The 21,080-nt window shown below is 60.1% G+C and carries 19 protein-coding genes and 1 riboswitch; of the genes, 6 read left to right on the forward strand and 13 right to left on the reverse strand.

Features of this window, described 5'->3' with window-relative positions; genetic code table 11:
- Nucleotides 1-12: 12 nt before the first annotated feature.
- Nucleotides 13-230: riboswitch (cobalamin riboswitch) on the reverse strand.
- A gap of 61 nt (nt 231-291) precedes the next feature.
- The 3 genes from FY152_17230 to xylF form a co-directional block, all read right to left on the reverse strand.
- Nucleotides 292-1,074: a sugar ABC transporter ATP-binding protein gene (locus FY152_17230; GenBank protein ID UXS33910.1), complete on the reverse strand. Its 783-nt coding sequence runs from the start codon at nt 1,072-1,074 to the stop codon at nt 292-294.
- An 18-nt stretch (nt 1,075-1,092) separates the two neighbouring features.
- Nucleotides 1,093-2,406: a sugar ABC transporter permease gene (locus FY152_17235; protein UXS33911.1), complete on the reverse strand. Its 1,314-nt coding sequence runs from the start codon at nt 2,404-2,406 to the stop codon at nt 1,093-1,095.
- 180 nt (nt 2,407-2,586) lie between these two features.
- Complete coding sequence (gene xylF, locus FY152_17240; GenBank protein ID UXS33912.1) at nt 2,587-3,627, reverse strand: D-xylose ABC transporter substrate-binding protein; 1,041 nt, start codon at nt 3,625-3,627, stop codon at nt 2,587-2,589.
- 240 nt (nt 3,628-3,867) lie between these two features.
- On the opposite strand from xylF, the gene FY152_17245 reads away from it, so the two are divergent.
- Complete coding sequence (locus tag FY152_17245) at nt 3,868-5,103, forward strand: ROK family transcriptional regulator (GenBank protein ID UXS33913.1); 1,236 nt, start codon at nt 3,868-3,870, stop codon at nt 5,101-5,103.
- Between the two features lie 19 nt (nt 5,104-5,122).
- Here FY152_17245 and FY152_17250 read toward each other — a convergent pair whose 3' ends face one another.
- From FY152_17250 to FY152_17285, 8 genes are all read right to left on the reverse strand, one after another.
- Nucleotides 5,123-6,667, reverse strand: a complete 1,545-nt coding sequence (locus FY152_17250; GenBank protein UXS33914.1) for a glycerol-3-phosphate dehydrogenase — start codon at nt 6,665-6,667, stop codon at nt 5,123-5,125.
- Nucleotides 6,668-6,839: 172 nt separating this feature from the next.
- Nucleotides 6,840-7,256 carry a methylmalonyl-CoA epimerase gene (mce, locus tag FY152_17255; protein UXS33915.1) on the reverse strand — a complete coding sequence of 139 codons (417 nt, stop codon included), beginning with the start codon at nt 7,254-7,256 and terminating at the stop codon, nt 6,840-6,842.
- 13 nt (nt 7,257-7,269) lie between these two features.
- A complete protein-coding gene (gene scpA / locus FY152_17260) occupies nt 7,270-9,411 on the reverse strand; it encodes a methylmalonyl-CoA mutase (GenBank protein ID UXS33916.1) in 2,142 nt (713 codons plus the stop codon).
- A gap of 133 nt (nt 9,412-9,544) precedes the next feature.
- A complete protein-coding gene (locus FY152_17265) occupies nt 9,545-11,548 on the reverse strand; it encodes an acetyl/propionyl/methylcrotonyl-CoA carboxylase subunit alpha (protein ID UXS33917.1) in 2,004 nt (667 codons plus the stop codon).
- On the reverse strand, nt 11,545-11,817 hold the full coding sequence (locus FY152_17270) for a DUF2442 domain-containing protein (GenBank protein ID UXS35091.1): 273 nt from the start codon (nt 11,815-11,817) through the stop codon (nt 11,545-11,547). Before FY152_17270 ends, FY152_17265 begins: the two co-directional genes overlap by 4 nt.
- A 399-nt stretch (nt 11,818-12,216) precedes the next feature.
- Nucleotides 12,217-12,594, reverse strand: a complete 378-nt coding sequence (locus tag FY152_17275) for a hypothetical protein (protein ID UXS33918.1) — start codon at nt 12,592-12,594, stop codon at nt 12,217-12,219.
- A gap of 103 nt (nt 12,595-12,697) precedes the next feature.
- Complete coding sequence (yghU, locus tag FY152_17280) at nt 12,698-13,594, reverse strand: glutathione-dependent disulfide-bond oxidoreductase (protein UXS33919.1); 897 nt, start codon at nt 13,592-13,594, stop codon at nt 12,698-12,700.
- Between the two features lie 92 nt (nt 13,595-13,686).
- Complete coding sequence (locus FY152_17285; protein ID UXS33920.1) at nt 13,687-15,219, reverse strand: acyl-CoA carboxylase subunit beta; 1,533 nt, start codon at nt 15,217-15,219, stop codon at nt 13,687-13,689.
- A 118-nt stretch (nt 15,220-15,337) separates the two neighbouring features.
- Here FY152_17285 and FY152_17290 point away from each other — a divergent pair, with 118 nt between their 5' ends.
- Nucleotides 15,338-16,756, forward strand: coding sequence for an XRE family transcriptional regulator (locus FY152_17290; GenBank protein UXS33921.1), 1,419 nt, complete (start codon nt 15,338-15,340; stop codon nt 16,754-16,756).
- Between the two features lie 6 nt (nt 16,757-16,762).
- On the opposite strand, the gene FY152_17295 is transcribed toward FY152_17290, so the two are convergent.
- A complete protein-coding gene (locus FY152_17295; protein ID UXS33922.1) occupies nt 16,763-17,419 on the reverse strand; it encodes a DNA-3-methyladenine glycosylase 2 family protein in 657 nt (218 codons plus the stop codon).
- Nucleotides 17,420-17,457: 38 nt separating this feature from the next.
- On the opposite strand from FY152_17295, the gene FY152_17300 reads away from it, so the two are divergent.
- Nucleotides 17,458-18,357 carry a tRNA glutamyl-Q(34) synthetase GluQRS gene (locus tag FY152_17300; protein UXS33923.1) on the forward strand — a complete coding sequence of 300 codons (900 nt, stop codon included), beginning with the start codon at nt 17,458-17,460 and terminating at the stop codon, nt 18,355-18,357.
- Here FY152_17300 and FY152_17305 read toward each other — a convergent pair.
- A complete protein-coding gene (locus tag FY152_17305) occupies nt 18,325-19,242 on the reverse strand; it encodes a YihY/virulence factor BrkB family protein (protein ID UXS33924.1) in 918 nt (305 codons plus the stop codon). The genes FY152_17300 and FY152_17305 overlap by 33 nt on opposite strands.
- Nucleotides 19,243-19,422: 180 nt before the next feature.
- Between FY152_17305 and FY152_17310 the strand changes: the two genes are divergently transcribed.
- From FY152_17310 to FY152_17320, 3 genes are read left to right on the forward strand one after another with little or no spacing between them, the layout of a single operon-like run.
- Nucleotides 19,423-20,256 carry an SDR family oxidoreductase gene (locus tag FY152_17310; GenBank protein UXS33925.1) on the forward strand — a complete coding sequence of 278 codons (834 nt, stop codon included), beginning with the start codon at nt 19,423-19,425 and terminating at the stop codon, nt 20,254-20,256.
- Between the two features lie 16 nt (nt 20,257-20,272).
- Entirely contained in the window at nt 20,273-20,470 is a 198-nt protein-coding gene (locus FY152_17315; protein ID UXS33926.1) for a twin transmembrane helix small protein, read from the forward strand.
- Nucleotide 20,471: 1 nt separating this feature from the next.
- On the forward strand, nt 20,472-21,053 hold the full coding sequence (locus FY152_17320) for a cob(I)yrinic acid a,c-diamide adenosyltransferase (GenBank protein UXS33927.1): 582 nt from the start codon (nt 20,472-20,474) through the stop codon (nt 21,051-21,053).
- Nucleotides 21,054-21,080: the final 27 nt, after the last annotated feature.

The raw sequence follows: 21,080 nt of genomic DNA on the forward strand, positions 1-21,080 counted from the left end.
ACACCCCGCCCGTGGACGTTATTTTGTCCTGGCAGGTCTCCTGGCTTGCGGGTCGTCGCCTTTGCCCGTCTTCCCGGGGCTTTCACCCCAGTGACGTGGATGGACAAAGGCTCGCCGCTTACAGTTGCGGGGGCAGCTCCGGTCTTGCCGATAAAACGGCGCACCGGATTCCCTCTTAGCTCCGGGATTGAAATAATCAGGCCCGGAGAACCATGACACCCGCATTTCTCACCACGGGCGTCACGATGTCAATAGACATAAAGAAATCTTTATATCTTTATTTCACTTGGCTCAGAGCGCGACCGCACCCGGCCCCGGCACCGCACCGGGCGGCACTTTGCCCAGAATGATCATGCCAAGCACCTCGTCCTTGGTGACATCCTCTGTCCGTGCATGGCCCACCACCTTGCCGTTCTTCATTACGAAGACCCTGTCGGCCAGATCGAAGACATCGTGAATATCGTGGCTGATGAGGAAGATGCCGATGCCCTGCCGTTTCAGCTCCTTGACGAGATCGCCCACCTGCGCCGTTTCCTGCGGCCCGAGTGCGGCCGTCGGCTCGTCCATGATGAGGATGCGGGCATCGAAGAGAATGGCGCGGGCAATGGCGACGGACTGTCGCTGGCCGCCGGACAACGCCTTCACCGGCTCCTTGAACCGCCGGAAATTCGGGTTGAGACGCCCCATCACCTCGCGGGCCGAGGCTTCCATGGCGACATCGTCAAGCGTGCCCCATTTCGTCTTCAGCTCACGACCGAGGTAAAGATTGGCGGCCGCATCGACATTGTCGGCCACGGCCAGCGTCTGGTAGATGGTCTCGATACCGTATTTCTTGGCATCGCGGGGATTGCGGATATCCGCATCCTCGCCGTTGATGAGAATATCGCCGCCATCGCGCCGATAGGCGCCGGAGAGGATTTTGATCAGGGTCGATTTGCCCGCGCCATTATGGCCGAGAAGGGCAACCACCTCACCGGGGAAAAGATCGACAGAGGCGTTTTCCACCGCATGGATACCGCCGAAGGAAATGGAAATATTGCGCATTTCCACGAGGGGCGTGACTTGGTCCGTCATAGGAGTTCTCCTCGGTTCTTACTTGGCGCGGGCGCGGTAGATGGTGTCGAGCCAGACGGCGACGACCAGAACCACACCAACGACGATGCGCTGGAAGGGCGTATCGATGCCCACCAGCACCATGCCGGATTGCAGCGATTGCATGACGAGCGCGCCGAGCATCGCGCCCGCTATGGTTCCGACACCGCCGGCAAGCGAAGTGCCGCCGATGACGGCCGCCGCAATGGTATAGAGCTCGTCGAGCTCGCCCTGGGCATTGGTGGCGGCATTGAGGCGGGCGGTCGAGATGGCCGCGGCGATGGCGCACAGAACGCCCATCAGCGTGAAGATCTTCACCGTGACCCAGCGGGTCTTGATGCCGGCAAGTTCCGCCGCTTCCGGGTTGCCGCCGATGGCGAAGACATAACGCCCGAAGCGCAGCCTTGTGGCGATGAAGGTCATGACCGCACCCACGGCAAGCGCCATCAGCACCGGAATGGCAATGCCGTGAGAAATGAACAGACCGCCTTCAGGCCAGGCGATGCCATTGGCATCGGCATAGTTGCGGGCAATGTTGACCGGCCAGGGATAGCTGTTCACTACCGCCACGAAACCAATAACGATGAGGCAGCCGAGCGCCACCAGAAAATACTCCGCCCAGACCGGCCGCAGCGGAAAGCCGAAACGGCGGCGCTGGTGGCGGGAATTGAGAATGGCCGCAACGATGGCGACACAAGCGACGACGGCTGCGATCCAGCTCCAGGTCGCGCCGATCGAACCGCTGGTGCCGCCGCCCATCAGGCGAAAGGTGGAATCCATCGGCGCCACGGTGCGGCCGCTGGTGATGAACCAGGTGCCGCCGCGCCAGACCAGCAGGCCGCCGAGCGTAACGATGAAGGACGGCACGTTCAGGAAGGCGATGATGGAGCCCTGCAGCATGCCGATGGCACCGCCAACGAGAATGCCGACCAGAAGCGTGACGATCCATGTCGCCCAATGTTCGAAGCCGAGGATCTGCGGCAGGATTTCCGCCTGCATGACACCCATGATCATGCCGGAAAAACCGAGGATCGACCCGACCGAAAGGTCGATATTGCGGGTGACGATGACGAGCACCATGCCGGTTGCCATGACAGCCACGGAGGCGGTCTGCACGGAGAGGTTCCAGAGGTTTCTCGGCGTCAGGAACAGGCCGCCGGACAGGATATGAAATCCGATCCAGATCAGAAGAAGCGCGCCGACCATGCCGAGCAGGCGGGTATCCAGCTCCGTGGCGTTAATGAAACGGGCTATCGAGCCTGTTTTTTCCGTCTTTTGCGACGCTGTAGTATTGGACTGGGTCATATCGGCCATGAACTGCCGGTGCTCCTCACATCTTAGAGCGTTTTCGCTTTTCCCTGAAACGCGAAAACGCTCCAAATCTTTGTTCTGACGCATTTCCGAAGGGAAAACCGGGCTCCACTCTTCCTGGAAATGCTCTAAAGGCGCTGCGCCATGAGCCATGGCGCAGCGCCCGAACCGGGACCTATTCGATCAATCGCAGGCTTTGACCGTTTTAGCCTTCACGCCCTGGCAGGCCGTTTCCTTCTTGATCCAGCCGGCGTCGATGACGACGTTCAGATTGTCCTTCGTGATGGCGATAGGCTTGAGGAAGACCGACTGCATCTTCACTTTTTTCGGACCGCCTTCAAAGGTAGAGACACCCTTGATCTCGGTCATCTTCTTGCCGCCGGCCAGTTCCAGCGCGATGCCGGCTGCTTCCTTGCCGAGTTCACGGCTGTCCTTCCAGACCGACACCGTCTGCGTGCCGAGCGCGACACGGTTGAGCGCGGCGAAATCGGCATCCTGACCGGAAACGGGAACCGAACCTGCAAGGCCCTGCGCGGCGAGAGCGGCGATGGCGCCACCGGCCGTGCCGTCATTCGAGGCGACGACCGCATCGACCTTGTTGTTATTCTTGGTCAGGAACTGTTCCATGTTCTTCTGGGCATTTTCCGGCTTCCAGCCATCGGTATAGGCTTCGCCGACATTCTTGATCTTGCCGCCGTCAATGGCCGCCTTCAGCACTTCCTGCTGACCCGCGAACAGGAAGTCCGCATTCGGATCAGAAGAGGAGCCCTTGATGAAGACGTAATTGCCTTCCGGCTTCACCTTGAAGACTTCGGCAGCCTGCAGACGGCCAACTTCCTTGTTGTCGAAGGTGATGTAGAAGGCGTTCTGGTTTTCGATCAGGCGGTCGTAACCGACGACCGGAATACCTTCGGCAACGGCCTTTTCAACGGCCGGGCCAATCGCGTCGCTGTCCTGCGCCAGGATGATCAGCGCGTTTGCGCCCTGGGAAATCAGCGATTCCACGTCGGTCAGCTGCTTTGCGGCCGATGATTGCGCGTCGGCGGAAATATATTTCGCACCGGCCTTGTCGAGCGCCGCCTTGATGGCCGCCTCATCCGTTTTCCAGCGCTCTTCCTGGAAGTTCGACCAGGAAACGCCGACGACGAGATCAGCGGCCATGGCGGCAGTGTGCAGGGAAACGAGTACGGCCGTACCCGCCAGAAGCTTGGCAAATGAATTCATGATGTCCTCCCGGTAAGGGCGAAACCTGCACCTCCATGCAGAAAAACGCCCGGAAAAAAGCTGCCGGTCTCTGTGGTTTCACAATTTTCTCGACAGTCGAGAAAATTAATGTCAGAGATTCCTAATGCTGTCAACAACGGCCGCGGGCAGCATCCGGGTGTCTTGATCTTGTCTGTGGCATGCGCCATCAGACAGGGGAGCACGACAGGAAAAAGCCGTTCAGGGAGCAGGCCCCAGCCCATGTCCGCCATTGCAAGTACGGAACTGGTGCGCCAGAAAAACAGCCTGTCTGTGATGGCGGCCCTGCGCCTGCATGGCAGCCTTTCCCATACCGAGATGTCGTCCTTCACCGGGCTTGCCTCCGCCACCGTTTCCGCCATCACCATGGAACTGGAACGCGCCGGCCTCATTTTGCGCAAAGAGCAGCTTGCCGCTGCCGGACGTGGACGGCCGCGCATTCTTTTTGGGCCGCGCGGCGCCTATTGCCACGTCGCCATCATCATCATTTCGTCCGACAGCGTGCAATATTCGCTGGTCGACTACGCCGGCAAGCTGGTGGACCGCTTTACCGAACAAAGGATCGCGGCTGAAAAAGGCAGGTTCGGACAATCGATTCTGACCGGGCTGGCACGGCTTGCGGACCGCTCGCGCATCGACCGTTACGATATTCTTCAGGTATCGATCAGCAGCAAGGGGCTCGTGGATGCCGCAACGGCAACCCTCGTCTGGTCACCCGTGCTCGGCAATGAAAGGATCGATTTCCAGCAATTGGTTTCCGGGGACGGCCGTATCCGCGTGACGCTGAACAACGAAACCCTGCTTGCCGCAAAAGCCGTCTGGATGAGGGAGCAGGCGAAGGAACGCCCGGCGCCGGAGGCGCTTGTTACCCTTTCGCTCGGCCACAGCATCGGTCTCGGCATTGCCCGCACGGGCATGGAAGGAGCGATCGAGGTCAGCGCTCCCAATTTCGGTCACATGCTGCATCTCGCCGATGGCGCGCTGTGCCGCTGCGGCACAAGAGGCTGTATCGAGGCCTATTCCGGGTTTTATGCGATCCTGCGCTCCGCTTTCGAAGCGCCGCCGCAGGCCGAACCGGCGAAATTCGTCCCTGTTGCCGAGGTGGACAAGATTGCCGCGTCAGCCCGTGCCGGCGCGCGCATGGCGCGTTTTGCCTTCCGCACCGCCGGGCTTGCTCTCGGCAATGGTCTTTCGCGCCTGTTCAGCCTGCATGGCCATATGCCGGTTTTCATCACCGGCCCCGGCACACGCTATTTCGATCTTCTGGAAAGCGGCCTTCACGACGGCCTTGCACAATCGCAGGCAGTACGTTTCGGCGGCATGCCAAAAATCGGCATTGCGCCCGACGAACCGGAGCTGGTGTTTGAAGGGCATATGGAGCACGCGCTTTCGGCCGCCGACGACTACATCCTGAGCGCCGACGGCCCTGAGAGAGCGGGGAGGAGTGCCGGGAACTGATGGCTCCGCCGGCGGATGCTCAGGCGCGCTCCGCCACGGCTTCAGCCTTTTCCTCGCCACCCGTCAGTGTTGCCACGAATGCATCCAGACCGGCGGCCTCGTCCCTGCTCAGGCGCAGACCCTGTTTCGTGCGTCGCCAGAGAATGTCCTCGGCCGCGCAGGCCCATTCATGCTCGATCAGCCAGCGCACCTCGCATTCATAGAGCGTGCCGCCGAAATGCCGGCCGAGGCCGGAAACATCGGTGGCGCTGCCCAACAGTTCCACTGCCTTGGTACCGTAGTTCCTGACAAGCCGCTCGGCATGACGGCCATCGAGGAAGGGATAACGGGAGACAAGCGCCTGCACCTGCGCCTCATATCTTTGAGCGCCGAAATCGCCGCCGGGGAGATGCGAGCCCGCCGTCCACGGCTTGCCCTTTTCGCCAATCGCTGCACCGATCTTTTCCAGCGCATGTTCCGCCAGCCGCCGATAGGTGGTGAGCTTGCCGCCGAAAATATTGAGGAGTGGTGCTTTCCCCTCGCCCTCTTCAACCTTCAGCACATAATCGCGCGTCGCCTCCTGCGCTTTCGAAGCGCCGTCATCGAAGAGGGGCCGCACGCCGGAATAGGTCCAGACGATATCTTCCGGCCGAACCGGCTCACTGAAATATTCGCTGGCCGCGTTGCAGAGATAGGAAATTTCATCTTCGGAGATGCGAACCCTGGCCGGATCACCCTCGTAATCGCGGTCCGTGGTGCCGATCAGTGTGAAATCGCGCTCATAGGGAATGGCGAAGATGATGCGGTTATCAGGGTTCTGGAAGAAATAGGCGCGCGGGTCGGAAAACCTCCTGCGCACGATGATATGGCTGCCCTGAACGAGCCGGACATTATGCACGTCGTTGCGGCCGAAGACGCCGGAAAGCACATTGTCCACCCAGGGGCCGGCGGCATTGACCAGCATACGCGCCTTGTGCGTGGCCGCGCGTCCGTTTTTTTCATCCAGCGTCTCGATGAGCCACAAGCCGCCTTCGCGCCGTGCGGAAACGACCCGCGTGCGGTTCATGATCGTCGCGCCGCGATCCGCCGCGTCGCGCGCGTTGAGAACCACAAAACGGGCGTCATCCACCCAGCCGTCGGAATATTCGAAGGCCCTGGCGAAAGCCGGCTTCAGCGGCTTGCCCGCCGGGTCCTTGCGAAGATCGAGCGTGCGGGTCGCCGGCAGAAGCTTGCGGCCGCCGAGATTGTCATAAAGAAACAGGCCGAGCCGCACCATCCAGGCCGGGCGCACGCCGCCTTTCTGGATGGGCAGGACGAAACGCATGGGCCAGATGACATGCGGGGCCATGGCCCAGAGGATTTCCCGCTCCATCAGCGCTTCGCGCACCAAACGAAACTCGTAATGTTCAAGGTAACGCAGGCCACCATGAATGAGCTTGGTGGCGGCGGAAGAGGTGCCCGAAGCGAAATCGCCCTTTTCCGCAAGCGCTACGGAATAGCCTCTACCCACGGCATCGCGGGCAATGCCGCAGCCATTGATGCCGCCACCGATGACAAAAAGATCGAAAATATTCTCGCCGGACATAGAGCCTCCACGACAGCGTCGGGGAATCGCGTCCCCATCGTTGAAAGACAATTGCCATAAAAACGAAAACAAAACGAATGTCAAAAGAAAACAAACGAAACACGTTCTGGCAAAGGTGAACGGCCGCTGCGCGCCGTCCACCGTATGGCCAGCCTCTTACGGGGTCTGTGTTTCAGCCATGTGTCGGGAAAACTTGCTCAAGCTCATAGAGCACGCCGCCCATATCCTTCGGATGCAGGAAAAGAACGGGATTGCCATGCGCGCCGATCTTCGGCTCGCCATTACCCAGAATTCGAACGCCTTTTTTGACGAGATCGTCGCGCGCCGCGAGAATGTCAGGCACTTCGAAGCAGAGATGATGCGTGCCGCCGCCCGGATTTCTTTCTAGAAAAGCGGCAATCGGCGAATTTTCGCCGAGCGGATAAAGAAGTTCGATCTTGGTATTGTCAGCCTGAATGAAAACCACCGTCACGCCGTGTTCCGGCAGGGATTGCGGTTCCGACACCTCTGCGCCCAACAGCCTGTAGCGCGCTACGGCGGCATTAAGATCGGGCACCGCGATGGCGACGTGATTCAATCTTCCGAACATGGCCGTCTTCCCCTCACGCGTTGCGCCTGACGCCTTCGAGCAGGTCGAGGACCTTGTTGGCGGCATCCATGACATTGGTGCCGGGGCCGAAAATCGCCGAGACACCGTGGTCGAGCAGAAACTGATAATCCTGCCGTGGAATGACGCCGCCAACAACGACGATAATGTCTTCCGCGCCCTTCTGTTTCAGCGCCTCGACCAGCTGCGGCGCAAGCGTCTTGTGACCGGCGGCGAGCGACGACATGCCGACCACATGCACCCTGTTCTGAACGGCGAGATCAGCCGCTTCAACGGGTGTCTGAAACAGGGGGCCGGCCAGCACATCAAAACCGATATCGCCGAAGGCGGAGGCGATGACCTTCGCACCGCGATCATGCCCGTCCTGCCCGAGTTTGGCGACCATGATGCGCGGCTTGGTGCCGATCCTCTCAGCCACACCGGAAAGCCGGGCGGCAAGCGTGGCAAGTTCCGGCTCGTCCTTATAGGCCTCGCCGTAAATATCGCTCACCACCTCCGGCACGGCGGCATGGTCGCCGAAGGCCGCACGCAGCGCATCGGAAATCTCTCCCACCGTGGCGCGGGCTCGGGCGGCAACAACGGCGGCTTCGAGAATATTGCCCTTGCCGCTGCGGGCGATCTGGGAAAGTGCTGCCAAAGCGGCGGTCACGTCCTTGCCATCGCGGCGGCGGCGCGTTTCTTCGATGCGGCGGATTTGCGCGGCGCGAACGGCGGCGTTGTCGATATCGAGAACATCGATATCCTCTTCATTTTCGAGACGATAACGGTTGACGCCAACGATAACCTCTTCGCCCTTGTCCACCGCCGCCTGCCGGCGTGTCGCCGCCTCCTCGATCAATCGTTTTGGCAGGCCTTCCGCCACGGCCTTCGTCATGCCGCCGAGCGCCTCGACCTCCTCGATCAGCGCCCAGGCCTTCTCTGCCAGTTCATCCGTCAGGCTTTCGACATAATAGGAGCCGGCCAGCGGATCGACCACCTTGGTAACGCCGGTTTCGTGCTGAAGGATAAGCTGGGTATTGCGGGCAATGCGGGCGGAAAACTCCGTCGGCAGGGCAATCGCCTCATCGAAGGAATTGGTATGCAGCGACTGCGTGCCGCCGAGCACGGCGGACATGGCCTCAAAGGCAGTGCGGACGATGTTGTTATAGGGGTCCTGTTCCTGCAGCGAGACGCCCGACGTCTGGCAATGGGTGCGCAGCATCAGCGACGAGGCCTTTTGCGGCTTGAACTCTTCCATGATGCGCGACCAGAGCAGGCGCGCGGCGCGCAGCTTGGCCGCCTCCATGAAGAAATTCATGCCGATGGCGAAAAAGAACGACAGGCGACCGGCGAAATCATCGACATTCAGCCCCTTGGCCAGCGCCGCCCGCACATATTCGCGGCCATCCGCCAGCGTGAAGGCCAGTTCCTGCACCAGCGTCGCGCCCGCTTCCTGCATGTGATAGCCGGAAATGGAGATGGAATTGAATTTCGGCATCTCCTTTGCCGTATATTCGATGATGTCGGCAATGATCCGCATCGAGGGCTCCGGCGGATAGATATAGGTATTGCGGACCATGAACTCCTTGAGGATATCGTTCTGAATTGTGCCGGAAAGGGCGGCGCGGGGCACGCCCTGTTCTTCCCCCGCAACGATAAAACTGGCGAGCACCGGAATGACCGCGCCATTCATGGTCATCGACACCGAGACTTTTTCGAGCGGAATGCCATCGAACAGGATTTTCATGTCCTCGACGCTGTCGATCGCCACGCCGGCCTTGCCGACATCGCCCTCTACACGCGGATGATCGCTGTCATAACCGCGATGGGTGGCAAGATCGAAGGCAACGGAAACACCCTGCTGGCCGGCGGCGAGCGCCTTGCGGTAAAAGGCGTTCGAGGCTTCGGCCGTGGAAAAACCGGCATATTGGCGGATGGTCCAGGGCCGGCCGGCATACATGGTGGCACGCGGGCCGCGCGTGAATGGCACAAAGCCCGGCAGGCTGTCCAGATGGGAAATCTTTTGAAGATCGTCAGCGGTATAGAGCGGCTTGACCTCGATGCCTTCGGGCGTGTGCCAGACGAGCGTTTCCGGTGAGCGCTTCAGCTCCTTTTCGGCAAGCTGCAGCCAATCCCGCACCGTTTTTTCACCCGACATGCATCTCTCCCCTTCTGCATTTCATTTTAGCACTGTGGCGGGTGATCGTGACGAAAATCGAACGATCCGCCCGCAGGTCCGACCCCGTAAACCGCTCCGGCCCACATGCGTTCCGGAAAAACGGCAGCGGCCTTCACTCAAATTCGAGGATGACTTCATCCACCGCGAGGCTGTCGCCCGGTTTTGCCGCCACTCTGGCAACGCGGCCGCGTTTTTCCGCACGCAGAATGTTTTCCATCTTCATGGCCTCCACCGTCGCCAGCGCCTGCCCGGCCTCCACCTCATCGCCCTCACCCACCGAAATACCGGTGATGACGCCCGGCATGGGGCAGAGCAGCAGTTTCGATGTATCCGGCGGCAGTTTTTCCGGCATCAGCAGCGCCAGTTCCGCCACACGCGGGCTGCGCACATGGGCACGAATATCCATGCCGCGCCAGCGCAGGCGGATCGCAGCACCTGCAAGATCGACCTTGGCGGCAATAACCTCACCCGCGACCGTGAACAGGCCAAGGCTCTGGCCGGGAAGCCAGCCGGTATCGACGGTGAGCGCTGCCCCGTCTTCAAAACGGACCGCCGTGCCATCCGTGCCGGTTTCAATGGCGACCCTGTGGCGGGATGCGCCTGATGACACCACCCAGTCCTGACCGACAATGCGGCGGTGATTGCCGATCGTGCCGGAAATTTCGACCGCGCGGCTCTGCAGCCGCTGATGGATGATGGCGGCGATGGCGGAAAGCTGGCGCGCCGTGGCCTCATCCGGTTCCACGCCGGAAAATCCTTCCGGAAATTCTTCCGCGATAAAACCCGTCGTCAGGCGGCCAGCGCGGAAACGCTCATGCTGCATGACAGCCGACAGGAAGGGTAGATTGTGACCGATGCCCTCCACCTCAAAACGGTCCAGCGCCTGCCCCATGGCATCGATGGCGGTTTCACGATCCTTGCCTAGAGCGCACAGCTTGGCGATCATCGGATCGTAATACATCGAGATTTCGCCGCCTTCGAAGACGCCGGTATCGTTGCGGATGACCGTTCCGTTCTCCTGCGCACCTTCCTGCGGCGGGCGATATCGCGTCAGCCTGCCAATGGAGGGCAGGAAGTTGCGATAGGGGTCTTCGGCATAAAGCCGGCTCTCGATGGCCCAGCCGTTCAGCTTCACATCCGCCTGCCCGAAGGAGAGCTTTTCGCCTGATGCCACACGGATCATCTGCTCAACCAGATCGATGCCAGTGACGAGTTCCGTTACCGGATGCTCCACCTGCAGGCGGGTGTTCATTTCCAGAAAGTAGAAATTCCTCTCGCCATCGACGATGAACTCCACCGTGCCGGCCGAATGGTAACCGACCGCTCTCGCCAGCGCCACGGCCTGCTCGCCCATGGCTTTGCGGGTCGCTTCGTCCAGAAAGGGCGACGGCGCTTCCTCGATGACCTTCTGGTTACGGCGCTGGATCGAGCATTCGCGCTCACCCAGATAAAGTGTGTTGCCGTGCTTATCACCTAGCACCTGAATTTCAATGTGACGCGGCTGGGTGACGAATTTTTCGATGAAGATGCGGTCATCGCCAAAGGAGGATTTCGCCTCGTTTTTCGAGGACTGAAAACCCTCGCGCGCCTCGGCATCGTTGAAAGCGATGCGCATGCCCTTGCCGCCGCCGCCGGCCGACGCCTTGATCATAACGGGATAACCGATCTGCGATGCGATCCTCACCGCCTCATCCGCATCCTCGATCAGCCCCATATGGCCGGGAACGGTGGAAACGCCCGCTTCCGCGGCCAGTTTCTTGGAGGTGATCTTGTCACCCATGGCCTTGATGGCGCCAACAGGCGGGCCGATGAAGACGACGCCCGCCTTTTCCAGCGCCTCGGCAAAGGCTGCATTTTCCGACAGGAAACCGTAGCCGGGATGGACAGCATCCGCCCCGGCCTTCGCGATTGCCTCAAGAATCCTGTCGATGACGATATAGGACTGCGATGAGGGGGCAGGGCCGATATGAACGGCCTCATCCGCTTGCCTTACATGCAGCGCATTGGCATCCGCATCCGAATAGACCGCGACAGTGGCGATGCCCATCTTCTTCGCGGTCTTGATGACACGGCAGGCGATCTCGCCGCGATTGGCGATGAGGATTTTCGAAATCATCGAGCTGCCACCTCAGAAGGAATACCGCGAATGCCAATCAGCATGCCTCTGACGCTAATATCCTCACCTATATCGGGCCAATAGATGCCAAGGGGAGTTAACTCAAAATTGGCGCGCTGTCTCGCAGTGGCACTTAAAAGTCTAGGGTACCAAGCAAGCGGCGAACTCAGTTTCACACCATTGCTCAATTCAATCTCTAAATGTGTATTGGTACACCATGCCGCATTGGGATTTAAACAATCATCGCTAGGGAGATTAGTTGTATTCATTTTATCGCCGGGGACACTACGCCAGTGTTCGCGAACAAAGACTTCTTTCACTATCTCTTGAGGAGAAAGCTTCTCTCGGCGCTGCAATTCCTCTTCGGATACCGCTGCACCCCTTAAACCCCAATGACCGTGCCCCATTTTTTGAAACAGATCATCCGCCCTATGATTAAGAGAATCACTAGAGTGATCCTCGATGGTGCGGCGCACCGTGGCTTTCCATTCGATAGTTAGTTCTCGGGCAGTGGTTCTTAAAAGATATTCATAGAGATCAGCATATCTGGCCGCTCCACCGAGAGCCTCAAACGCAGCCTTAATTTCTTCCACCCATCGCATGACAACCTCCTAGAGCAGCGCTTTTATGCCTTCTGTCTTGCAAATACGCCCCCTCTGGGCATTGACTCAAATCTCGAAGAAATTCTCGAAAGACTCGGGGAAATTCTGCCGCGCAACGCGCTCATCGATCACCAGCATCGCCTGATAGGAAAGCGGATCGAAATTCTTCTCCGCCGGTACGACCTCACGGCCGAAGAGCAGGTTGAGGCGGGCGGCGTCGAGATTGCCACGCTCGAAGGGCTCGGCACCGAAATGGTGCCAGAGCGAGTGCAGAAAGGCGGCATCGATGCGATGCTCCTTGGTGTCGTTGCGCGCCCGGCGGGGTATCATCTTGATAGGTGTTACCCCTTTGGGGTTGGCGCGGCGGATGGTGAACTGGACGCCCGTGCTCGGCATGCCGGAGGGAAATCCCTTGTGTTTGGTCATTTCGGGCAGGTTCGCCATCTTTTGTCCTTCCAGAACATTTCCATTAAAAGCTGCCTTGCTTTTACGTCCGGAAATGCGCCAATTCAAATAGTTAGAGCGCTTTTGGCGCTCTAATCTTTTCTTACGCCTTGCCGATCTTGTCCTGCGTCTTCGTCTCGAAGTCGGAGGCGTCGTGGCGTTCATGCAATTGTTCGGACGGATCGCCCGAGGTCTTGTTGACGATCACGCCACGCTTGACTGCCGGGCGTTCGCCGATTTCGAGCGTCCAGCGCATGACGTTCTTGTAACCGTCCGCCTCAAGGAACGCACCGGCATCGCCATAGGCCTGACCGAGCGCGATCTTGCCGTACCACGGCCAGACGGCCATGTCGGCGATCGTATATTGATCACCCGCCAGATAGCGGTTCTCGGCCAGATGCCGATCCAGCACGTCGAGCTGGCGTTTGACTTCCATGGCGTAGCGGTCGATGGCGTATTTGATCTTCACCGGCGCATAGGCATAAAAATGCCCGAAACCGCCGCCGAGGAAAGGGGCGGAACCCATCTGCCAGAACAGCCAGTTCAGCGCCTGCGTGCGGGCATTGCCCTCCTTCGGCAGGAAGGCGCCGAATTTTTCCGCGAGATAAACGAGGATCGAGCCGCTTTCGAAAACGCGCGTCGGCTCAGGCGTCGAGTGATCCATCAGCGCCGGGATTTTGGAATTCGGATTGACGCCGACGAAACCTGAACCGAACTGGTCGCCTTCACCGATCTTGATCAGCCAGGCATCATAATCTGCGCCCTTGTGGCCGGCGGCCAGCAGTTCTTCCAGCATGATGGTGACCTTCTGGCCATTCGGCGTGGCCAGCGAATAAAGCTGCAGCGGATGCTTGCCGACCGGCAGTTCCTTCTCATGGGTGGGACCGGCAATCGGGCGGTTGATACTGGCGAACTGGCCGCCATTGCCCTTGTCCCAGGTCCAGACCTTGGGCACTTCATATCCGGCGGGGAAATTATCTGCGGAGAAATTCTCGGCCATAAAAATCTGTCCTTGTGCGTTTCGGGAGGACATCCGGACATCCGGGCGCCTGAACAAACATATAGTAAGGTGGCCGAAGCATTTTTCCAGTCTCAGAGCGGAATAGTGTCGTGTTTCTTCCAGCGGGTTTCCACGCTCTTGTTACGCAGCGACGCGAAGGCGCGGGCGATGCGGCGGCGCGAGGAATGCGGCATGATGACCTCATCGATGAAACCGCGTTCCGCCGCCACAAAGGGGTTGGCGAAACGCTCTTCATATTCCTTCGTACGCGCGGCGATCTTTTCCGGATCGGAAAGCTCGGAACGATAGAGGATTTCCGCCGCACCCTTCGCGCCCATCACGGCAATTTCCGCCGTCGGCCAGGCATAATTCACATCTGCGCCGATATGTTTGGACGCCATCACGTCATAAGCGCCGCCATAGGCCTTGCGGGTGATCAGCGTCACCATCGGCACCGTCGCTTCCGAATAGGCGAAGAGAAGTTTCGCGCCGTGCTTGATGACGCCGCCATATTCCTGTGCGGTGCCGGGCAGGAAACCCGGCACATCCACCAGCGTCAGCAGCGGAATGTTGAAGGCATCGCAAAAGCGCACGAAACGCGCCGCCTTGCGCGAACTGTCGATATCGAGGCAGCCGGCCAGCACCATCGGCTGGTTGGCGACAACCCCCACCGTCTGGCCTTCGAGACGGATGAAGCCGGTGATGATGTTGCGGGCAAAGGCCTCCTGCAGCTCAAAGAAATCGCCTTCATCGGCCAGCGCGTGGATCAGTTCCTTCATGTCATAGGGCTTGTTGGAACTATCAGGGATCAGCGTATCGAGCCGCGCTTCCAGCCGGGCCGGATCGTCGTGGAACGGGCGCACCGGCGGCTTTTCGCGATTGTTGAGCGGCAGGAAATCGAACAGCAGCCGCACATGTTCCAGCGTCTCGATATCGTTTTCATAAGCGCCGTCGGCGACGGAGGATTTCTTCGTGTGGGTGGAGGCTCCGCCCAGTTCCTCAGCCGTAACGATTTCGTTAGTCACGGTTTTGACCACATCCGGCCCGGTCACGAACATGTAGGAGGTATCGCGCACCATGAAGATGAAATCGGTCATAGCAGGCGAATAAACCGCACCGCCCGCACAGGGCCCCATGATGACGGAAATCTGCGGCACGACGCCGGAGGCGATGACATTGCGCTTGAACACATCGGCATAACCGCCAAGCGACGCCACGCCCTCCTGAATACGCGCGCCGCCGCTGTCGTTGAGGCCGATCACCGGCGCCCCGTTGCGCACCGCCATATCCATGATTTTGCAGATTTTCTGGGCATGGGTTTCCGAGAGCGAACCGCCGAGCACGGTGAAATCCTGCGAAAACACATAGACCTGCCGGCCATTGATGGTGCCCCAGCCGGTAACGACGCCGTCGCCCGCCACCTTCTGCTCCGCCATGCCGAAATCCACCGCACGGTGGGTGACGTACATGTCGTATTCTTCAAAGGAACCTTCATCCAGGAGCACATCGATACGCTCGCGCGCCGTCAGCTTGCCCTTGCCATGCTGCGCTTCGATGCGCTTAACGCCGCCGCCGAGCCGCGCTTCGTCGCGGCGCGTCTGCAATTGCTCCAGAATGCTGGGCATGTTTCCTCCATGCGTTTCCCCAAAATCAATAGCTTAGAAAACATTCGCCTAGAAGCCTTGATCGTGCGCGTATGCGTGCCATAAATATTTGCAATGTTTAATTTTGCAAAGTTGCAACATGGCGACGGAAAAACTCTTCATCGGCCGCAAGGTTCGCGGCCTTCGCGAAAACGCCCGCGCCACGCAGGCGCAATTTGCTGAACGGCTTGGCATTTCCGCGAGCTACCTGAACCAGATCGAGAATAACCAGCGCCCGGTTTCGGCGAGCGTTCTGGTGACCCTGGTGGAAAAATTCCAGCTCGATATGGCGGAACTGGCGACCGGTGAAAGCGACCGGCTGGTTTCCGCCGTGCGCGAGGCGCTGAAAGACCCGCTGTTCCTGAATTACGAGCCGGGGCTTCAGGAGTTGAAGCTGATTGCCCAGAACGCGCCGGGTTTTGCCCATGCCCTCCTGCGCGCCCATCAGGCCTATCGCCAGAACAGCGAGCAGCTGGTGCAGCTGGATGACCGGCTGGGCCGCGGCACCGCGCAGGTGGAAAGAACCCCCTATGAGGAGGTGCGCGACTTCTTCCACTTCGTCGACAATTACGTTGCCGAGATCGATCTTCTGGCCGAGGAGCTGGCGGAAGAACTGGAGATAGAAGGCGGCGAGACATACGGCATTCTGGCGGCGCATCTGAAGAGCCGTTACGGCATCCATATCACCCGAACCGAGGCGGCGGGCGGTCTGATCCGGCACTTCGATCCTGCCAGCAAGACGCTCGCCCTCAGTTCCTACATGGCCGCGCCGACCCGCTGTTTTCAGCTTGCATTGCAGATCGCCCAGCTTCACGCCAGCGCAACGGTGGACAGAGTGCTGGCCGGTGCCGGTTTCCGCAATGCGGAAGCCGCGGAAATCTGTCGTATCGGGCTGCACAATTATTTCGCCGCAGCCCTTATCCTGCCCTATGGCCGCTTTCACCGGGCGGCGCAGGAACTGCGCCACGACCTCGAACTTCTGGCCGTTCGTTTCGGCGCGAGCCTTGAGCAGGTGGCCCACCGGCTGAGCACCTTGCAGCGGCCGGGCATGAAGGGCGTGCCGATCTTTTTCGCCAAAATCGACCGCGCTGGCAACATCACCAAACGCCACAGCGCCACGCGGCTGCAATTTGCCCGTTTCGGCGCGGCCTGTCCGCTGTGGAATATCCATCAGGCCTTCGAAAGCTCCGACAGGATCGTGAGGCAGCTCGCCGAAACGCCTGACGGCGTACGCTATCTTTCCATCGCCACGCAGATCGAAAAGGCCGGCGCCGGTTTCAACACGGAGAGACCGCGTTATGCCATCGCGCTCGGCTGTGAAATTTCCCATGCGCAGAATTTCGTTTATGCCGATACGCTCGATCTCGGCAATGCGGCCTCCTTCAAACCGATCGGCATTTCCTGTCGGGTCTGCGAGAGGGTGGATTGCGTGCAGCGCGCCGTGCCGCCGCTGAAACGCAAGCTGCATTTCGACCATCTTTCGCGCGGAGCGCTGCCCTACAGTATCGCCGATTTTTGACCCCGCTCAGGGCAGCGGCACCATGGCGCGCCGCATGATATTGGCATAATAGCCCCAGAAAAGCCGGGCGGCCACGGAGCGCCATGGCGACCAGAGCGCCGCGCGTTCCGCCAGCCATTTCGCTTCCGGCCTGACCTCCAGGGCAAGCGCATGAGCCACCGCCGATCTCAGCGCCACATCGCCGACGGGAAAAATATCCGGATGCCCGCCGCAGAACATCAGATAGACCTCCGCCGTCCACGGGCCGATACCGCGAAGCGCAACCAGCTCGGAAAGGGCCGCGCGCCCCTCCTTGCGCACCACGCCGTCAAGATCGATCTGCCCTTCCGTGACGGCGCGCGCCAGCCCTTCCAGCGTCGTCGCCTTGGCGCGCGAAAGACCGAAAGTGGCACGCGATTCCTCCGGGACGCCGAGATAATTTTCCGCCGTGACCACGCCGCCGGTGCCGGCAAGGATACGCGCCCATATGGCATTGGCGCTGGCGCGCGACACCATCTGCGAAACGACGATATGGGCAAGGCCGGAAAAGCCGGGCTCATGAATGCGCAGTTCCAGCGGACCGGCTTTTTCGATGACGAGGCCGAGAGCCGGATCGAGTTGGGCGAGATGCTCCAGCCCTTCGCTGATGTCATCCATCCCGGTAATGATTTTCATGTCCGTCATTCCATATGCCGCCAGCCGCTGGCGGGGTGCTTTAAAACATGGCAGAAGAAACCATGCCTTCGCCTCTCCGTCAAAAACCGGTTTACCGTTTTGCGCCAAGCCCCAATGGCCTGCTGCATCTCGGCCACGCGCTTTCCGCCTTCCTGAACCACGATATGGCGCGAGACAATGACGGCCGCTTTCTGCTGCGTATCGAGGATATCGACCAGACGCGCTGCACACCGGAGCTGGAACAGGCGATCTATGACGATCTTGGCTGGCTGGGTCTCGACTGGGAGAAACCGGTGCGGCGGCAATCGGAGCATTTCGATGAATACCGCATGGCGTTGGACAGGCTGATCGAGGCAGGGCTCGTTTACCCTGCCTTTTTGAGCCGTGGAGAAACCAAGGCAATCGTTCGTATTTTCGAGGCGGAGGGAGGGCTCTGGCCGCGCGATCCCGATGGCGCGCCGCTTTACCCGGCCATCGACCGGAAGAGGCCAAAGGCGGAGCGGGATGCGCTGCTCGCCTCCGGCCGCCCGCACGCCTGGCGGCTCGACATGGAAAAAGCAATCCGCGCCGCCGGCATCCCTCTGTTCTGGGAAGAGAGTGGCGATGGTAAGTCGGGGCAGATCGAAGCCCTGCCCGCGCTTTGGGGCGATGTGGTACTGTCGCGTTCCGACGCGCCTTCGAGCTATCATCTTTCCGTTGTGGTGGATGATGCGCTGCAGGGCATAACCCACGTGGTACGCGGTATGGATCTCTACCACGCCACCGCCATTCACCGGCTGCTGCAGCACCTGCTGGACCTGCCGCAACCGGCTTACCACCATCACCGGCTGATCTTGGGCGCGGACGGACGCAAGCTCTCGAAAAGCGAAGGCAGCACCGGGCTTTCCGCGCTTCGTTCGGAAGGTGAAGCGCCCTCAGATATCCGCCGGCTTGTCGGGCTCCTCTAGAACCTGCTCGCGACGCGCGCTGTTGCCGCCGATATTGCGGCGGATGATCTGCCGGACCTTGTATTTCATCAGGGCGGCATTCATCTCAGCCCCCAGCATGAAGATGACGCCGACCATATAAAGAAACACCAGTACCACCATCACCGAGGCGAGACCGGCATAGGTCGCGGCATAATTGGCGAAGGTGGAGAGGTAATAGGCGAATATGGCCGCACCGATGACCCAGAAGATCATCGTCAGCAGAATACCGGGCCAGACATCCCAGATGCGGCGCTTGCCGGCCGGAAGCCACAGATGCGCCGCCACCAACCCCGCCGTCAGAACCACGATGGTGCCGTAAAGACCGAGGCTGGAGACGGTGTTCAGAACATCCGTCAGCCAGGGAAACTTCTCCTCCGCAAAGGACATGGCGACCGGCACCGCGACAAGCACGATACTGATGCCGGTGAAGACCACAACGGCGATCAGCACGTAAAGCAGGCTGAGCAGACGGGTGACATACCACCAGCGCGTTTCCGTGACTCGATAGGCGCGGTTCAGCGAAATACGCAGCGCTTCCACACCATTGGACGCAAAATAGGCGGCCGCCAGCACCGAAATCGTCAGCAGCCCGCCGCGCGGAATGGTCAGCACCTGCTGCACCTGCGCCGCGAGCGGCCCGGCAATCGCTTCCGGCCAGGTGTCGAAAATCAGATGCACCGCCGTTTCGGAAAACTGATCCGCTCCCAGAAAACCGGCGAGAGCCGTGCCGAAGATCAGGAACGGAAACAGGGCCAGCAAAATGGACAGCGCCATATGGCTCGCCATCGCCCAGCCGTCATCCTCGGCGAAATGGGAATAGGCATCGAAGGCAACCTTGCCTGCCAGGCGCACTGCGGCAACCATGTCACCTCCATTCATCGGCATTTCATTTGTAACTTCGAGCCGAATATGGGAAATCAGCTTCGCTTTGTACAGCGCGCAAGGTCGGCTTTCGGTTCCGTCACCGAGAAGGATTTTGCGCAATGCGATTTTCACGGACCGGTCAACCGGGCCAGAGCAATAGTCGGTTTCCCGGAGCGGCATATGTCTGAAAAGCCCGTCATCATCATCACAGGCTGCTCCTCGGGCATCGGCGCCCATTGCGCCGGCGCCCTCCACCGCGACGGTTGGCGGGTCTTCGCCACCGTGCGGCGCATCGTTGATATGGCCGCGCTGGAAAATCAGGGCATCGAAACACTGATCATGGACTATACCAAGCCGGAAACCATCGCCGCCCTGGTGGAGACGGTGGCAACGCGCACGGGAGGCCGTATCGACGCGCTCTTCAACAATGGCGCCTATGGCCAGCCGGGAGCGGTGGAAGATCTGCCTGTCGAAGCGCTGCGGGCGCAGTTCGAAACCAATGTCTTTGGCTGGCACGATCTGACACGGCAGGTCATTCCCTTCATGCGTGCCCGCGGCGCAGGCCGGATCGTGCATTGCTCCTCCATTCTCGGCCTCGTCCCCTATCGTTATCGCGGCGCCTATACCGCATCGAAATTCGCGATCGAGGGGCTGGGGGTGACGCTGCGGATGGAACTTCAGGGCAGCGGTATTCACGTGAGCCTGATAGAACCGGGGCCGATCACCTCTAAATTCACGGCGACCGCGCTTGCCCATATCAAGGGGAATATTGATCTCGAGAATTCTGCCCATGCGGCGGAATACAAACGGCAGCTGGCGCGGATGGACGGTTCCGGCCCTGTCAGCCGCCACAAGCTTGGCCCCGATGCCGTCTACGCCGTACTGAAACACGCCTTGACCGCACCAAGACCGAAGCCGCATTATCCCGTTACCGTTCCCGCCAAACAGGGGCTCCTGCTGAAACGGCTCTTGCCTGCCGGACTGTTCTATCGTCTGTTGCGCAGGTTCGATTGAGGAGGAATCACCCCGCATGTCCGGCTTCACCACCGTTCTCGCCCTTATTGTCATGGGCCTTGTCGTCATCGTGCTGATACGCGGCCTATTCAACATGCTGAAGGGGCAGGACGCCAACCGTTCCAACAAGCTGATGCAGCTTCGCCTTCTCCTGCAGGCCATCGCGATCGCGCTGATCATGCTCACCCTCTGGCTCACCGGCGGCGGCCGTTGACATGGTGAAGCTGAACAAAATCTACACCCGCACCGGCGACAAGGGCACGACGGCGCTGGTGTCCGGCCCGCGGCGCCTGAAGCACGATCTTCGCATCGAGGCCTATGGCACGGTGGACGAGACGAATTCGGCCATCGGCGTGGCGCGGCTTCACACAAGTGGCCTTGATAAGAAGCTGGATGAGATGCTGTTTCGCATCCAGAACGACCTCTTCGATCTGGGCGCCGATCTCGCCACGCCGGATAGCGGCGAACCACTCTCCTATGAACCGCTGCGTATCGTTGAAAGCCAGGTGACCCGGCTGGAAAACGAAATCGACGAACTCAACGCCACACTCGAACCGCTGACCTCTTTCGTGCTGCCGGGCGGCAGCGCCGCGGCGGCCAATCTGCACATGGCGCGCACCATCTGCCGCCGGGCGGAACGGCTGATGGTGGAACTTTCGGTCTCCGAAAACGAGATCGTGAGCGCGGCTGCCCTGAAATATGCCAACCGCCTGTCTGACTTCCTGTTCGTCGCCGCCCGTTTTGCCAATGATGCGGGCAAGGCCGACATATTGTGGATTCCCGGCAAGAACCGCTAAAGCGCGTCAATTGCGCAACCAAAGGGC

It is taken from the genome of Agrobacterium tumefaciens (assembly GCA_025560025.1).
Taxonomy (GTDB): domain Bacteria; phylum Pseudomonadota; class Alphaproteobacteria; order Rhizobiales; family Rhizobiaceae; genus Agrobacterium.

Bases quoted from the DNA above. Each gene is read 5' to 3' on its own strand.
- FY152_17230 (UXS33910.1), bottom strand. From the start codon at position 1,074: ATGACGGACCAAGTCACGCCCCTCGTGGAAATGCGCAATATTTCCATT.
- FY152_17235 (UXS33911.1), bottom strand. From the start codon at position 2,406: ATGGCCGATATGACCCAGTCCAATACTACAGCGTCGCAAAAGACGGAA.
- xylF (UXS33912.1), bottom strand. From the start codon at position 3,627: ATGAATTCATTTGCCAAGCTTCTGGCGGGTACGGCCGTACTCGTTTCC.
- FY152_17245 (UXS33913.1), top strand. From the start codon at position 3,868: ATGTCCGCCATTGCAAGTACGGAACTGGTGCGCCAGAAAAACAGCCTG.
- FY152_17250 (UXS33914.1), bottom strand. From the start codon at position 6,667: ATGTCCGGCGAGAATATTTTCGATCTTTTTGTCATCGGTGGCGGCATC.
- mce (UXS33915.1), bottom strand. From the start codon at position 7,256: ATGTTCGGAAGATTGAATCACGTCGCCATCGCGGTGCCCGATCTTAAT.
- scpA (UXS33916.1), bottom strand. From the start codon at position 9,411: ATGTCGGGTGAAAAAACGGTGCGGGATTGGCTGCAGCTTGCCGAAAAG.
- FY152_17265 (UXS33917.1), bottom strand. From the start codon at position 11,548: ATGATTTCGAAAATCCTCATCGCCAATCGCGGCGAGATCGCCTGCCGT.
- FY152_17270 (UXS35091.1), bottom strand. From the start codon at position 11,817: ATGAATACAACTAATCTCCCTAGCGATGATTGTTTAAATCCCAATGCG.
- FY152_17275 (UXS33918.1), bottom strand. From the start codon at position 12,594: ATGGCGAACCTGCCCGAAATGACCAAACACAAGGGATTTCCCTCCGGC.
- yghU (UXS33919.1), bottom strand. From the start codon at position 13,594: ATGGCCGAGAATTTCTCCGCAGATAATTTCCCCGCCGGATATGAAGTG.
- FY152_17285 (UXS33920.1), bottom strand. From the start codon at position 15,219: ATGCCCAGCATTCTGGAGCAATTGCAGACGCGCCGCGACGAAGCGCGG.
- FY152_17290 (UXS33921.1), top strand. From the start codon at position 15,338: ATGGCGACGGAAAAACTCTTCATCGGCCGCAAGGTTCGCGGCCTTCGC.
- FY152_17295 (UXS33922.1), bottom strand. From the start codon at position 17,419: ATGACGGACATGAAAATCATTACCGGGATGGATGACATCAGCGAAGGG.
- FY152_17300 (UXS33923.1), top strand. From the start codon at position 17,458: ATGGCAGAAGAAACCATGCCTTCGCCTCTCCGTCAAAAACCGGTTTAC.
- FY152_17305 (UXS33924.1), bottom strand. From the start codon at position 19,242: ATGGTTGCCGCAGTGCGCCTGGCAGGCAAGGTTGCCTTCGATGCCTAT.
- FY152_17310 (UXS33925.1), top strand. From the start codon at position 19,423: ATGTCTGAAAAGCCCGTCATCATCATCACAGGCTGCTCCTCGGGCATC.
- FY152_17315 (UXS33926.1), top strand. From the start codon at position 20,273: ATGTCCGGCTTCACCACCGTTCTCGCCCTTATTGTCATGGGCCTTGTC.
- FY152_17320 (UXS33927.1), top strand. From the start codon at position 20,472: ATGGTGAAGCTGAACAAAATCTACACCCGCACCGGCGACAAGGGCACG.